The 13,481-nt window shown below is 64.6% G+C and carries 12 protein-coding genes; 8 read left to right on the forward strand and 4 right to left on the reverse strand.

What is annotated here, in order from left to right:
- Positions 1 to 44: 44 nt before the first annotated feature.
- From LB541_RS10300 to LB541_RS10320, 5 genes are all read left to right on the forward strand, one after another.
- A complete protein-coding gene (locus LB541_RS10300; RefSeq protein WP_140664128.1) occupies positions 45 to 2,846 on the forward strand; it encodes a [protein-PII] uridylyltransferase in 2,802 nt (933 codons plus the stop codon).
- A gap of 46 nt (positions 2,847 to 2,892) precedes the next feature.
- A complete protein-coding gene (gene murJ, locus LB541_RS10305) occupies positions 2,893 to 4,500 on the forward strand; it encodes a murein biosynthesis integral membrane protein MurJ (protein WP_140556847.1) in 1,608 nt (535 codons plus the stop codon).
- Positions 4,501 to 4,672: 172 nt separating this feature from the next.
- Complete coding sequence (trpS, locus tag LB541_RS10310) at positions 4,673 to 5,740, forward strand: tryptophan--tRNA ligase (protein ID WP_140497129.1); 1,068 nt, start codon at positions 4,673 to 4,675, stop codon at positions 5,738 to 5,740.
- Between the two features lie 103 nt (positions 5,741 to 5,843).
- Positions 5,844 to 6,335, forward strand: coding sequence for a universal stress protein (locus tag LB541_RS10315; protein ID WP_140497131.1), 492 nt, complete (start codon positions 5,844 to 5,846; stop codon positions 6,333 to 6,335).
- 274 nt (positions 6,336 to 6,609) lie between these two features.
- Positions 6,610 to 7,179 carry a NifU family protein gene (locus tag LB541_RS10320; protein WP_140497133.1) on the forward strand — a complete coding sequence of 190 codons (570 nt, stop codon included), beginning with the start codon at positions 6,610 to 6,612 and terminating at the stop codon, positions 7,177 to 7,179.
- A gap of 149 nt (positions 7,180 to 7,328) precedes the next feature.
- On the opposite strand, the gene LB541_RS10325 is transcribed toward LB541_RS10320, so the two are convergent.
- Positions 7,329 to 7,946 carry a L,D-transpeptidase gene (locus LB541_RS10325; protein ID WP_140664131.1) on the reverse strand — a complete coding sequence of 206 codons (618 nt, stop codon included), beginning with the start codon at positions 7,944 to 7,946 and terminating at the stop codon, positions 7,329 to 7,331.
- 223 nt (positions 7,947 to 8,169) lie between these two features.
- Between LB541_RS10325 and cueR the strand changes: the two genes are divergently transcribed.
- The 3 genes from cueR to LB541_RS10340 all read left to right on the forward strand — a co-directional run bounded on the left by cueR (position 8,170) and on the right by LB541_RS10340 (position 9,737).
- Positions 8,170 to 8,589, forward strand: coding sequence for a Cu(I)-responsive transcriptional regulator (cueR, locus tag LB541_RS10330; RefSeq protein WP_140497137.1), 420 nt, complete (start codon positions 8,170 to 8,172; stop codon positions 8,587 to 8,589).
- A 50-nt stretch (positions 8,590 to 8,639) separates the two neighbouring features.
- A complete protein-coding gene (locus tag LB541_RS10335) occupies positions 8,640 to 9,059 on the forward strand; it encodes an OsmC family protein (RefSeq protein ID WP_140497139.1) in 420 nt (139 codons plus the stop codon).
- 177 nt (positions 9,060 to 9,236) lie between these two features.
- Entirely contained in the window at positions 9,237 to 9,737 is a 501-nt protein-coding gene (locus tag LB541_RS10340) for an MmcB family DNA repair protein (protein WP_140497303.1), read from the forward strand.
- Positions 9,738 to 9,979: 242 nt separating this feature from the next.
- On the opposite strand, the gene nhaA is transcribed toward LB541_RS10340, so the two are convergent.
- The 3 genes from nhaA to LB541_RS10355 all read right to left on the reverse strand — a co-directional run bounded on the left by nhaA (position 9,980) and on the right by LB541_RS10355 (position 13,415).
- Positions 9,980 to 11,176: a Na+/H+ antiporter NhaA gene (gene nhaA / locus LB541_RS10345; RefSeq protein WP_224618299.1), complete on the reverse strand. Its 1,197-nt coding sequence runs from the start codon at positions 11,174 to 11,176 to the stop codon at positions 9,980 to 9,982.
- 280 nt (positions 11,177 to 11,456) lie between these two features.
- Positions 11,457 to 12,020 (reverse strand): ActR/PrrA/RegA family redox response regulator transcription factor, encoded by a 564-nt coding sequence (locus LB541_RS10350; protein ID WP_140624884.1) that lies wholly within the window; start codon positions 12,018 to 12,020, stop codon positions 11,457 to 11,459.
- A gap of 63 nt (positions 12,021 to 12,083) precedes the next feature.
- Positions 12,084 to 13,415: an ActS/PrrB/RegB family redox-sensitive histidine kinase gene (locus LB541_RS10355; RefSeq protein ID WP_140513548.1), complete on the reverse strand. Its 1,332-nt coding sequence runs from the start codon at positions 13,413 to 13,415 to the stop codon at positions 12,084 to 12,086.
- Between the last annotated feature and the right edge of the window lie 66 nt (positions 13,416 to 13,481).

The raw sequence follows: 13,481 nt of genomic DNA on the forward strand, positions 1-13,481 counted from the left end.
AACGCGCTATAGACGCCGCCCAAAAGGCAAGGCCAACCGGTACCATGGCGAAAATCTCCCTGAAGCTCGATGAACTGATCGACGGCGACGCCTTGCGCCGCGAGATGACCGCGCTGACGGCGGCCACGACCGGGGACGGCTCCGGATCGGCCGCCCGCGCCGGGGTTCTCCAGCTTCTCAAGGGCCGGCTCGCCGCGGGCCGCAAAACAGCCGAGGCCATGCTGAAGCAGGATGGCGGCGGCAATGCCTGCGCCGAGCGGCTGTCGCATCTGATGGATGAGCTGATCCGGGCGCTCTACGATTTTGTCGCGACCCATGTCTACCGGGTAAAGAACCGGTCGGTGGCCGAACGCATGGCCGTCGTCGCGGTCGGCGGCTATGGGCGCGGCACGCTGGCGCCGGGATCCGACATCGACCTCCTGTTCCTGTTGCCCTACAAGCAGACGCCGTGGGGCGAACAGACAGTCGAATACATGCTCTACATGCTGTGGGACCTGGGGCTGAAGGTCGGCCACGCGACCCGCAACATCGAGGAATGCCTGCGGCTGTCGCGCACCGACATCACCATCCGCACCTCGATCCTGGAAGCGCGCTTCCTGTGGGGTGAGCAGAAGCTCTACGACGAACTGATGCTGCGCTTCGACCATGAGGTGGTGCGCACCACCGGACCGGAATATGTGCAGGCCAAGCTCGCCGAACGCGACGAGCGCCATGCCAAGGCCGGCGAAAGCCGCTATCTGGTCGAGCCCAACGTCAAGGACGGCAAGGGCGGCCTGCGCGACCTGCAGACGCTGTTCTGGATCGGCAAATATTTCTACCGGGTGCGCACCGGCGAGGAGCTGGTCGAGAAGGGCGTCTTCACGCAGGCCGAATACCGCGAATTCCAGAAGGCCGAGGATTTCCTGTGGGCCGTGCGCTGCCACATGCATTTCCTCACCGGCAAGGCCGAGGAGCGGCTGCATTTCGACATCCAGCGCGAGATCGCGGAGCGGCTGGGCTACACCACGCATCCCGGCCTGTCGGCGGTCGAGCGCTTCATGAAGCACTATTTCCTCGTCGCCAAGGATGTCGGCGACCTGACCCGCATCTTCTGCGCCGCGCTCGAAGAGGAGCAGGCCAAGCATGTGCCGGGCTTCAACCGCATCTTCCTCACCTTCCAGCGCCGCAAGCGCAAGCTTGCCGGCACGTCGGATTTCATCGTCGACAACCACCGTATCAACATCGCCGACGACCAGGTGTTCGAGCGCGATCCGGTCAATCTGCTCAGGCTGTTCTGGTTCGCCGACAAGCACGGGCTGGAGTTTCACCCCGACGCGCTGAAGCTGCTCACCCGCTCGCTCGGCCTGGTCAACAAATCGCTCCGGCGCGACGAGGAGGCCAACCGGCTGTTCCTCGACATCCTGACCTCGGACCGCAACGCCGAGCTCAATCTGCGCCGCATGAACGAGGCGGGGCTGCTCGGCCGGCTGATCCCCGATTTCGGCAAGATCGTCGCCATGATGCAGTTCTCGATGTACCACCACTACACGGTCGACGAGCATCTGATCCGCTGCATCGGCGTGCTGGCCGAGATCGAGCGCGGCGACGGCGAGAAGGTGCATCCGCTGTCGCATTCGCTGATGCCGGGACTGAGAAAGAGCCGCGAGGCGCTCTACGTCGCCGTGCTGCTGCACGACATCGCCAAGGGCAGGCCGGAGGACCATTCGGAAGCCGGCGCCCGGATCGCCCGGCGCATCTGCCCGCATATGGGACTTTCGACCACCGACACCGAAACGGTGGCCTGGCTGGTCGAGAACCATCTGGTCATGTCGATGACGGCGCAGACGCGCGATCTCAACGATCGCAAGACGATCGAGGACTTCGCCTCGATCGTGCAGTCCGTCGAGCGGCTGAAGCTGCTTCTCATCCTCACCGTCTGCGACATCAGGGGCGTCGGACCGGGCGTCTGGAACGGTTGGAAGGGCCAGTTGCTGCGCACGCTGTACTACGAGACCGAACTGCTGCTCACCGGCGGCTTCTCGGAAGTGTCGCGCGCCCAGCGCACGGCGGCGGCGCGCGAGTGCCTGGCCGAAGCGCTCGCCGGCTGGCCCGACAAGATCCGCAAACGCTATGTCGGCCTGCACTATGAGAATTACCTGCTGACCGTCGACCTGCCGGACCAGCTTCGCCACGCCGAATTCATCCGCGAGGCGGATGCGTCCGGCAACAAGCTTGCCACCATGGTCAAGACGCACCAGTTCGAGGCGGTGACCGAGATCACCGTTTTGGCGCAGGACCATCCGCGCCTGCTGTCGGTGATCGCCGGCGCCTGTGCGGCGGCCGGCGGCAACATCGTCGACGCGCAGATCTTCACCACCTCGGATGGCCGCGCACTGGACACGATCCTGATCTCGAGGGAGTTCGACCGCGACGAGGACGAGCGCCGGCGCGCCGAGCGCGTCGGGCGGCTGATCGAGGACGTGCTGTCGGGCAAGAGCTGGCTGCCGGAGATGATCGAGAAGCGCACCAAGCCCAAGCGCGGCGCCAAGGTCTTCCGGATCGCGCCGCGCGCCGAAATCCGCAACACGCTGTCGAACCGATTTTCGGTGATCGAGGTCGAGGGGCTGGACCGGCCGGGTCTGTTGTCGGAGATCACCGGAACGCTGTCCGACCTGTCGCTCGACATCGCGTCGGCCCACATCACCACCTTCGGCGAAAAGGTGATCGATACGTTCTATGTCACCGACCTCACCGGCCAGAAGATCGACAGCCCGTCACGCACCACCACCATCCGCAACCGGCTGACGGCGACGCTCGAGGGCACGGCCTCCGAACGCGGCAGCAGGACCAAGGCGGCCGCCGAGTGAGCGCCACCATCACTTTGTCCCAATCGCGCAGGCAGTCTCCAAACGCATGAGCCTCGTCAAGAAATTCGCAACGGTCGCTTCCGGCACGCTGATGAGCCGCGCGCTCGGTTTCGGCCGCGAGATGCTGATGGCGGCAGCACTGGGCACCGGACCGGTGGCCGACGCCTTCAACGCCGCCTTCCAGTTTCCCAACACCTTTCGCCGGCTGTTCGCCGAAGGCGCCTTCAACGCCGCCTTCGTGCCGCTGTTCGCCAAGGAGATCGAGACGCACGGCACCGACGGCGCCAAGCGCTTTTCAGAGGAAGTGTTCGGGGTGCTGTTCACGGCGCTGCTGGCGCTGACCATCGCCATGGAACTGGCGATGCCGCTGATCGTGCGCTACCTGGTGGCGCCGGGTTTCGCCGACACGCCGGGGAAGTTCGAGACGACCGTCACGCTGGCGACGATCATGTTCCCCTATCTCATCTGCATGTCGCTGGCCGCCATGATGGCGGGCATGCTGAATTCGCTGCGCCGCTATTTCGCCGCGGCGATCGCGCCTGCCTTTCTCAACATCATCCTGATCAGCGTGCTTGGCTATGCCTGGTATCATGGGCTGGATGCGCATGCCGTCGGCTTCAGCCTGTCCTGGGGCGTTCTGGCGGCGGGCCTCGTGCAGCTCGCCATCGTCTGGGTGGCGGTTCGCAACGCCGGCATCTCGATCGGTTTCCGCCGGCCGAAGATGACGCCGAACGTGAAGCGGCTCCTGATCCTGGCGCTGCCGGCGGCGATCACCGGCGGCATCACCCAGATCAACCAGCTGATCGGCACCGCCATCGCCTCGGCGCAGGACAGCGCCGTCTCCTCGCTCGCCTATGCCGACCGCGTCTACCAGCTGCCACTTGGCGTGGTCGGCGTCGCCGTTGCGATCGTGCTGTTGCCGGAACTGTCGCGGGCGCTGAAGTCGGGCAATCTGATCGAGGCGGCCAATCTGCAGAACCGCTCGGTCGAATTCACCTTGTTCATGACCTTGCCGGCTGCGGTGGCGCTCTGGGTCATGTCTGAGCCGATCGTGCGGCTGGTCTATGAGCGCGGCGCGTTCGCCGCCAACCATTCGACGCCTGTCGTGGCGGCGATCCTGGCGATCTTCGGGCTCGGCCTGCCGGCCTTCGTGCTGATCAAGGCGTTCACCCCGGGCTATTTCGCCCGCGAGGACACACGCACGCCGATGATCTTCGCCGCCATCTCGGTGGCGGTGAACGTCGCCACCGCGCTGACGCTGTTTCCGAGGATGGGCGCGCCCGGCATCGCCGTGGCCTCGGCGGTGGCCGGCTGGGTCAACGCGCTGATGCTGCTCGGGGTGCTGATCCGGCGCGGCCATTGGGGCCGCGACGTGCCTCTTTTGAAGCGCATTCCGCGTCTGGTGCTCTCGGCGGCGGTGATGGGCGTCGCCCTCTATTTCGCCGAACACTGGCTGAGCGCCAGGCTCGGCTCCGGCTCGCCGCTGGTCGTCAAGGCGACGACGCTGCTGGGGCTGGTGGCCGGCGGGGCGCTGCTCTACTTCGTCACGGCCTTTGCCAGCGGCGGCGCCGATTTCGGCATGATCCGCCGCAATGTGAAGCGCGGCTCAGGCAAAGCGACACCACCAGCCGTAAACGCCGAGCTGGACGAGTAGGCCGGGCAGCCCGACTGCAATAGCAGTCTTGATCGCAGCGTCATGTTCGTCCATAAGCGCGCCGTCGCAAGACTTTCGCCGCACGCGGTTTCCAGCCGCGTGATTGGCTCCGAAAAGTCTGCAACTTTTCGGAATCACGCTTATACGGCCCTCCACAAGCCACGAGGAAACCATGTCCGCCTTCAAGCCACTCGTCTTCTCCGGCGTCCAGCCGACCGGCAATCTGCATCTTGGCAACTATCTCGGTGCCATCAAGAAATTCGTCGCCCTGCAGGAGACGTCCGACTGCATCTACTGCGTCGTCGACCTGCATTCGCTGACGGCCCAGCTGGTTTATGACGACCTCAAGGACCAGACGCGCTCCATCACCGCGGCATTCCTGGCCTCCGGCATCGATCCGAAGAAGCACATCGTGTTCAACCAGTCGCGGGTGATGCAGCACGCCGAGCTCGCCTGGATTTTCAACTGCGTGGCGCGCATCGGCTGGATGAACAAGATGACGCAGTTCAAGGACAAGGCCGGCAAGGACCGCGAGAACGCCTCGCTCGGCCTGCTTGCCTATCCCTCGCTGATGGCAGCCGACATCCTGCTCTACCGCGCCACCCATGTGCCGGTCGGCGAGGACCAGAAGCAGCATCTGGAACTGACGCGCGACATCGCCCAGAAATTCAACAACGACTTTTCGGACCGCATCGCCGGTCTTGGCGTCGGCGTCGAGATGCAGGTCGGAGAGGAAATTGTGAACGGCTACTTTCCGATCACCGAGCCGGTCATCGGCGGGCCGGCGGCGCGCATCATGAGCCTGCGCGACGGCTCCAAGAAGATGTCGAAGTCGGACCCGTCGGATCTGTCGCGCATCAATCTGACCGACGATGCCGACGCCATCTCCAAGAAGATCCGCAAGGCCAAGACCGATCCGGAAGCCTTGCCGAGCGAAGTGGACGGCCTCGCCACCCGGCCGGAAGCGGAAAACCTGGTCGGCATTTATGCCGGCCTTGCGGACATATCGAAAGAGGCGGTGCTGAAGGAGTTCGGCGGCCAGCAGTTTTCGGTGTTCAAGCCGGCACTGGCCGACCTGGCAGTCGAAAAACTGGCTCCCGTCGCCGCCGAAATGCGCCGCATTTCCGATGACCGCGCCTATGTCGACGCGGTACTGCGGGACGGCGGCGAGCGCGCCGGCGTGCTGGCCGAAGCGACGATGAAGACGGTGCGCGACATCATCGGGCTGCTGCAGGACTGATCCGCATCCTTATGCCCCGCACCATACCGGCCAAAGACCGGCGGCTTGCCGCCGGTCAGCCGCAGTGGCAGATTGCGGCCGAAATGACATCGAGTAAATAGACATGGTCTCCAAACGCCTCAGCCGCGAAGCCGGACATCGCCGGAAGTTCCTGGCGATCATCGACGATACGCCCGAATGCGAGCGCGCCGTCGCCTACGCCTCGAAGCGGGCGCTGAGCACCAGCGGCGTGCTGGTGCTGCTCTATGTCATCGAACCGGACGATTTCCAGCACTGGCTGGGCGTCGAGAAGATCATGCGCGAGGAGGCGACCGCCACCGCACGCACCGCGCTCGACAGCTACGCCAACAAGGTGCGCCAGAAGCTCGGCATCGAACCCGAGATGGTGGTGCGCGAGGGCAAGCCCACCGAAGAGATCCACAAGCTGATCGAGGAAGACCAGGATATTGCCATCCTGGTGCTGGCGGCCGGCGCCGGCAAGGAAGGGCCCGGGCCGCTGGTCGGCGCGGTGGCCGGCAAGGGCGCCGCCTTCCCTATCCCGGTGACCGTGGTGCCGCAAAACCTTTCGGACGAGGAGATCGACAGCCTCGCCTGAAGTGTATCGATATTCGGGTGATGCCGGCCTACAAATGGCGGGTTCCTGCGCTTCCGGTGCTCACGTACTTCAAGTACGCTCCGCTCCGGTTCTCGGAAACCACCATTTTCGACTCGGCCTGACCCGAATCTCGACACACTTCATAGTGGCAGGAGTCGCAAAAACATTCCGCCAGCCAGCCATTCGGGCGACGCGTTTCGCTTGAATGTCCAGCCGATAGGGCTTATTTAGAATTATTCCAAACTATTTGCCCGAGACGGGCACGGAGACGGCCATGTTCATCCAGACCGAATCGACGCCAAACCCGGCGACGCTGAAATTCCTGCCCGGCAAGGAAGTGCTTTTGGAAGGCACCGCCGATTTCCGTGATGCCGATAGCGCGGCGACGGCCTCGCCGCTGGCCGGCCGGCTGTTCGAAATACCGGGCGTCACCGGCGTCTTCTTCGGCTACGACTTCATCACCGTGACCAAGGACGGCCCCGACTGGCAGCATCTGAAGCCAGCGATCCTGGGCGCCATCATGGAGCATTTCATGTCCGGCGCGCCTGTCATGGCCAACGCCGGCCCGGCCGCGGAGACCAGCCAGACCGGCGAGTTCTATGACAAGGCCGACGAGGAACTCGTCATCACCATCAAGGAGTTGCTCGACACGCGGGTGCGCCCGGCAGTGGCCCAGGATGGCGGCGACATCACCTTCCGCGGCTTCGAGAACGGCACCGTGTTCCTGCACATGAAGGGCGCCTGCGCCGGCTGCCCGTCATCGACGGCAACGCTGAAGCACGGCATCCAGAACCTGCTCCGCCACTTCGTTCCCGAGGTCCAGCAGGTCGAACAGGTCGCCTGACCATTCGTCTTCGCCGAGCGCGGCGACGATTCTCAAAAAGCAAGCAACAAAAAACCGGGCCGAATTGCCCGGTTTTTTGTTGGGGACGTCCGTTGTTGCCTAGACGGTCCGCGTACGAACGGTTTTGACCATGAACCTCGCGGTCACGGTCAGAGAACGATGACCTTGGCGCCGACCTCGGCGCGATCGTAAAGGTCGATGATGTCCTGGTTCATCAGCCGGATGCAGCCCGACGACATCGCCTTGCCGATCGAGTTCCATTCCGGGCTGCCATGCAGGCGATAGCCCATGTCACCGCCCTTGTTGAACAGGTACAGAGCGCGCGCGCCGAGCGGGTTCTTCAGGCCCGGCTCCATGCCGCCGGCGAACTTGGCGAGTTCCGGCTGGCGCTTGATCATCTGCGACGGCGGCGTCCAGGTCGGCCATTCGCGCTTGATGGCGACATGGGCGGTGCCATGCCACTCGAAGCCCTCGCGGCCGACGCCGATGCCGTAGCGAATTGCCCGGCCGTCACCCTCGACGAAGTAGAGGAACTTGTTCTGTGTATCGACGATGATGGTGCCCGGCTTTTCCTTGGTGTCGTAGTTCACCTCCTGCCGGTGATACTTCGCGGGCACCTTTTCGATCGGGATGCGCGGCAGCTGGTAGCCGGCGTCGGTCACCGCGCCATAGCCGTTGGAGAATATCTGCCCGCCAATGGTGCTGCAACCGGCGAGTGCGGTCGACAGCGCCAGTGCGGCAATTACTGCAAGCGACTTCATGCGCATGAGGTGATCCGTGCCCCGCCAAACATCCGCGGCACGAGTCGGCCGCTTTCTTGCCATCATTCATGCTGGCATTTGCTTTGCTTGCCAAGTACGCGATGCCTATATGCAAGACCTCACCTGCCGGTAAGCCAGCAACTGCGGCATTTCGGCAACAGCCTTCACCGGATTGTGAAGGAAATTCAATGGCCATGACTCTCGGGCCAGCAGGAATCGAGGAACAACCATGAATGTCGGCGACGCCGCCCAGCGTTCCGGTCTGCCAGCCAAGACCATCCGCTACTATGAGGAAATTGGCCTGATCGCGCCTGCGCGTGCCGGCAACGGCTATCGCGACTATTCGGGCGACGACATCCATCGGCTGACCTTCCTGCGCCGTGCCCGCAACCTGGGCTTTTCCATCGACGATTGCCGCCAGTTGATGGCGCTTTACCAGGACCGCAGCCGCGCCAGCCACGACGTGCGCGAGATCGCCACCGCCCATGTCAGGGCGATCGAGGAGAAGGTGCGCGAGCTGCAGTCGATGCGATCGACCCTGCAGAAGCTCGTCCAGGCCTGCCATGGCGACGACCGGCCGGACTGCCCGATCATCGATGACATTGCGGGAACCGCGCCGCTCGGCGATAAAGCCGTCACGGTCGCATAGATCCGTGCCGGCCAGGCCCGACGCCTCTCGGCTACGGAGGGAGGATGCCGATGGCCTCGATGACTGTCGAACTGCACAATGTCGAAGGCACCGAAGCCGCCATGGGCTGGGCCGGCGGCCACACGATCGTCGTCGACCGGCCCGAGGGCAAGGCCGGCGGCATGGGCCTGGGCTTCAATGGCGGCCAGCTGCTGGCGCTGGCGATTGGCGGCTGCTTCTGCAACGACCTTCGCTATGTCGCCGACGAGATCGGCGTGAAACTCGGCAGGATCGCCGTCTCGGTGAGGCTTGACCTCGACGGCAAGCCCCTGCTGGCGACCGCGGCAAGGATGACGGTTTCCTGCGAGACCTTGGACGGGTCCGATCCCCAAAGGATCATTGACCGTGCAAGCGTGGTTTCCACGGTCAGCAACTCGTTGCGCCAGGGCGTGCCGGTTACGATCGAAACGACGGGGCCTGGTCGCTCATAAACGCCAGGACTTCTCCCGCGCCGTAGGTCGTCCCGCCACGTTCACCCATCACGGAAAGTGAAGGTGGCCATACGGTTCTCCGTGCCTGCTCATGCTATCGAGCACCCATTGATTTGGGTGGCCACCAAATGAGCGGTACGGGTTCAAATCGTGAACAAAATCTGGCATGGTCCCGTCATGCCAATCATCTCACCGATTCCCCTGAACCCGCTCATCGATGGTCGCCAGTCCGAACGCGCCATGCTGGTGCGGCGCGGGGTGCAGCGCCTGCTCCGCGAAATGGGCGCGCATGTGCTGCCTGAACTGTCGCTGGCGACCGGCCGCCGCGCCGACCTCGTCGCGCTGACCCGCCACGGCGACATATGGATCATCGAGATCAAATCCTCGGTCGAGGATTTTCGTGTCGACCGCAAATGGCCCGACTACCGGCTGCACTCGGACCGCTTCTTCTTCGCCACCCATCCCGGCGTGCCGGCGGAGATTTTTCCCGAAGAATGCGGCTTCATCCTCTCCGACGGCTATGGCGCCGAGATTTTGCGCGAGGCGCCCGAGCACCGCATGGTGGCGGCGACGCGCAAGGCGCTGATGCTGCGGATCGCGCGGGCCGGCGCCGCGCGGCTGCTGGCGGCGGAGCTCGCCGGGGTGGCCGTGCCTGCGCTGGAGGGAGAGAGCGAATAGGCTGGCAGGCAGGAGATAGAACGCAACCGACGGCGCCGCCCCTCATTGTCCTGCCGGACATTTCTCCCCGTATAGAGACGGGGAGAAAGGTGCTGTCGTCGGCGATTCGCCAACTTATGGAAGAAAGCGCCAAGGGGTCGCGTCACCCCTTCTCCCCGTCTCTATACGGGGAGAAGATGCCGGCAGGCAGATGAGGGGCAGCGCGACCTCGAAAAGAGTGCATTGAAGTCGCTGATAGGCCCCTACTCCTCGCCCTCATCCACCTCAGTCGCCGCCGGCGCCATCAGCAGGACGGCCGCGCCGAGCAGCGCTGCGACCAGGGAGCCGGAGAGAATGCCGACCTTGACCGCGTCCTGCAGCGCGACGTCGCTGGCGAAGGCGAGCAGGCCGATGAACAGGCTCATGGTGAAGCCGATGCCGCACAGCAGCGAGATGCCGATCATGTGCAGCCAGCCGGCATGGGCCGGCAGGTCGGCGAGACCGAAGCGGATGGCGAGCGCGGAGGAACCGAACACGCCGACCAGCTTGCCGACGACGAGGCCGGCGGCGACGCCGAGCGTCAGCGGCTCGAACAGCGCGCCGACACTCAAGCCGGCGAGCGAAACGCCGGCATTGGCAAAGCCGAAGATGGGGATGACCACGAAAGGCACTATTGCGTGCAGGCGGTGCTCGAGCCGGTGCAGCGGCGAATGGTCGAGATCGTGTTCGATGCCGGCGGTGCGTTCGAGCGGAATGGTCAGCGCCAGCGCCACGCCGGCAAGCGTGGCATGCACGCCCGACTTCAGCACCAGCACCCACAGGATCGCACCGAGCACGAGGTAGGGCACGAGGCTCATCACCCGCATGCGGTTGAGCACGACAAGCGCGGCGATGACCGCGAAGGCGGCGCCCAGATAGGCAAGCGACAGGCCGCTCGTGTAGAAGATCGCGATGATGATCACCGCACCGAGATCGTCGATGATGGCAAGGGCGGTGAGGAAGATCTTCAGCGAGGCCGGCACCCTATTGCCGAGCAGCGACAGCACACCGAGCGCGAAGGCGATGTCGGTGGCGGTCGGGATCGCCCAGCCGGACAGCGCGCCCGCATTGTCACGGTTGATGGCGACATAGGCCAGCGCCGGCACCACCATGCCGCCGGCCGCCGCGATGCCGGGCAGCACCCTGCGCGGCCAGGTCGAGAGCTGGCCGTCCAGCATCTCGCGCTTGATCTCCAGGCCGACGAGCAGGAAGAATACCGCCATCAGCCCGTCATTGACCCAATGCGACACGCTGAGCGGGCCGAGATAGGCGTGGAGGACGGCAAAATAGGTTCCGGAGAGCGGTGAGTTGGCGACGATCAAGGCCAATGCCGCCGCCACCATCAGCATGATGCCGCCGGCCGCCTCGCTGTCGAGAAATTCGCGCAAGACGGAAACCGGCCGCTGTTTCAAGTCCCGCATTTCACCCTCCGTTGCCTTTCCAAACGCTGGCGCCGCCCCTCACCTGCCTGCCGGCATCCTCTCCCCGTATAGTGACGGGGAGAGGGACGCTGTCATCGCCGGTTTCGCCAATCGCCAGCGTTGCGGAATGGGCGCCAGCGTTGCGGCCAGCCTCTTTCTCCCCGTCACTATACGGGGAGAAATGCCCGGCAGGGCAATGAGGGGCGGGGCCGAGTTCGACAATTGGATGCTTCCCCGTAAGCAGAAACCGGTCCGAAGGAATGCTCAGCGCATCGCGCTCCTAGCGCGGCGCGCGCTTGGCCAGGATGCGCTGCAGGGTGCGGCGATGCATGTTGAGGCGGCGCGCGGTCTCGGAGACGTTGCGCTCGCACATTTCGTAGACACGCTGGATGTGCTCCCATCGCACGCGGTCGGCCGACATCGGATTTTCCGGGGGCGCGGCGCGCTCGCCGGCCGTGCGGGTTAGCGCAGCAAAGACGTCGTCGGCGTCGGCCGGCTTCGACAGATAGTCGACGGCGCCGAGCTTCACCGCCGTCACCGCGGTGGCGATGTTGCCGTAGCCGGTCAGGATGATCGCGCGGGAATCCTCGCGCTTCTCACGGATGGCGGCCACGACGTCGAGGCCGTTGCCGTCGCCAAGCCGCATATCGACCACCGCGTAGGCGGGCGGATTGGCGCGTGCCTTGCCGACCGCCTCCTCGACGCTCTCGGCCGTTTCGACCACGAACCCCCTGGTTTCCATGGCGCGGGCCAGACGGGTCAGGAACGGTTTGTCGTCGTCGACGATCAGAAGCGAGGTGTCCTCGCCCTCAACCATTGCGCCATTGTTTTCATCGCCTGTCATCGTCTTGAAATTCCTGCTGCCTTAATTTTACGCAGATATAGTTTTGCGTGGCGATTGTCCAATTTACGCGGTGTCAAACATCGTCGCGGGCGCCGATTCCGGGTTCAGGAAAACATTTCTGGGCCATGAAATCCGTACCATGGCGCCCTCGCCCAATCCGCTCGAATTGCGAAAGTCGAGCGTGGCGCCCGATCGCTCGAGCAATGTCTTGGCGATGAAAAGGCCCAGCCCCAGCCCGCCGCCGGCCTCCGTGCCCTGGCGTGTCGACATATAGGGCTCGCCGATGCGGTCGATGATCTCGGGCGGAAAGCCGGGACCGTCATCGATGATCGAGAAGGTGACGGTGGCCTCGTCCCAGCTCCAGCGCACGGTGACGCTCTCGCGGGCGAAATCGACGGCGTTCTCCACCAAATTGCCAAGGCCGTAGATGACGCCGGGATTGCGGCGCCCGACCGGCTCGGGGCCGCTGCGCTCGCCGGGCCTGAGCTTGATCGAGATGCCGAAGTCGCGGTGCGGCGCGGTGACCTCCTCGACCAGCGAGGTCAAAGGCAGGCGGGACAAATGCGCCTCTCCCTCGGACGACAGGCTGGTCAGGCGCTTGAGGATCTCGCGGCACCGCTCGCTCTGGGAGCGCAGCAGCGTCACATCCTCCCCATATTTCGCGTCCTTGCCGAGCGCCTTTTCCATCTCCTTGGCGACCAGCGTGATGGTGGCGAGCGGCGTGCCGAGCTCATGCGCGGCGGCGGCGGCCAACCCGTCGAGCGCCGACAGATGCTGCTCGCGCTGGAGCACCAGTTCGGTGGCGGCGAGCGCATTGGCCAGCAGGCGGGCTTCCGCGGCCACGCGGAAGGCGTAAATGGCGGTGAAGGCGATCGAAGACAGCACCGCCATCCACATGCCGGCAACATAGATGAAGGGCATCGCCAGCGGCGCGCCTTCATGCCAAGGCAATGGCAAGTGGAAGAAGACCAGCAAGGTCGCCGCCGTCATCACCAGCCCCCCAAGCACCGCGGTCAGGCGCAAGGGCAGCGACGTCGCCGAAATGACCACGGGCACCGTCATCAGCAGCGAGAACGGATTGGTAAGGCCGCCGGTCATGTAGAGCAGGCCGGCAAGCTGGAGGCTATCAAAGATCAGGATGCCGAAGGCCGCGAACGGCGTGAGCCGGTGCGCGGCCGGGAACCGAAAGGCAAGGAGCAGGTTCATCCAGGCCGAACAGGCGATCAGGGCAAAGCACAGGCTGACCGGCAGTGGGAATTTCAGGCCGTAGGCGACGAAAAGCACCGTCACGCTCTGGCCGACAATGGCAAGCCAGCGCAGCCGGATCAGCGTGTTGAGGCGCAGTCGCTGGCTCTGCTGGAAGTCGGGAGAACGCAATACGTTGATCATGGCCATGAAATACAGCCGCGAAGCGGCGAGCGCTAGGTGGATGACGAAGCGATGGCGTTTGCGCCAATCGCC

This window comes from Mesorhizobium sp. BR1-1-15 (genome assembly GCF_020165475.1).
Lineage (GTDB): Bacteria > Pseudomonadota > Alphaproteobacteria > Rhizobiales > Rhizobiaceae > Mesorhizobium.

Coding starts and splice junctions, on each gene's coding strand:
- LB541_RS10325 (WP_140664131.1), bottom strand. CDS start 7,946: ATGCGCATGAAGTCGCTTGCAGTAATTGCCGCACTGGCGCTGTCGACC.
- LB541_RS10340 (WP_140497303.1), top strand. CDS start 9,237: ATGCCAATCATCTCACCGATTCCCCTGAACCCGCTCATCGATGGTCGC.
- LB541_RS10320 (WP_140497133.1), top strand. CDS start 6,610: ATGTTCATCCAGACCGAATCGACGCCAAACCCGGCGACGCTGAAATTC.
- LB541_RS10300 (WP_140664128.1), top strand. CDS start 45: ATGGCGAAAATCTCCCTGAAGCTCGATGAACTGATCGACGGCGACGCC.
- LB541_RS10335 (WP_140497139.1), top strand. CDS start 8,640: ATGGCCTCGATGACTGTCGAACTGCACAATGTCGAAGGCACCGAAGCC.
- nhaA (WP_224618299.1), bottom strand. CDS start 11,176: ATGCGGGACTTGAAACAGCGGCCGGTTTCCGTCTTGCGCGAATTTCTC.
- trpS (WP_140497129.1), top strand. CDS start 4,673: ATGTCCGCCTTCAAGCCACTCGTCTTCTCCGGCGTCCAGCCGACCGGC.
- LB541_RS10350 (WP_140624884.1), bottom strand. CDS start 12,020: ATGACAGGCGATGAAAACAATGGCGCAATGGTTGAGGGCGAGGACACC.
- LB541_RS10355 (WP_140513548.1), bottom strand. CDS start 13,415: ATGGCCATGATCAACGTATTGCGTTCTCCCGACTTCCAGCAGAGCCAG.
- LB541_RS10315 (WP_140497131.1), top strand. CDS start 5,844: ATGGTCTCCAAACGCCTCAGCCGCGAAGCCGGACATCGCCGGAAGTTC.
- murJ (WP_140556847.1), top strand. CDS start 2,893: ATGAGCCTCGTCAAGAAATTCGCAACGGTCGCTTCCGGCACGCTGATG.
- cueR (WP_140497137.1), top strand. CDS start 8,170: ATGAATGTCGGCGACGCCGCCCAGCGTTCCGGTCTGCCAGCCAAGACC.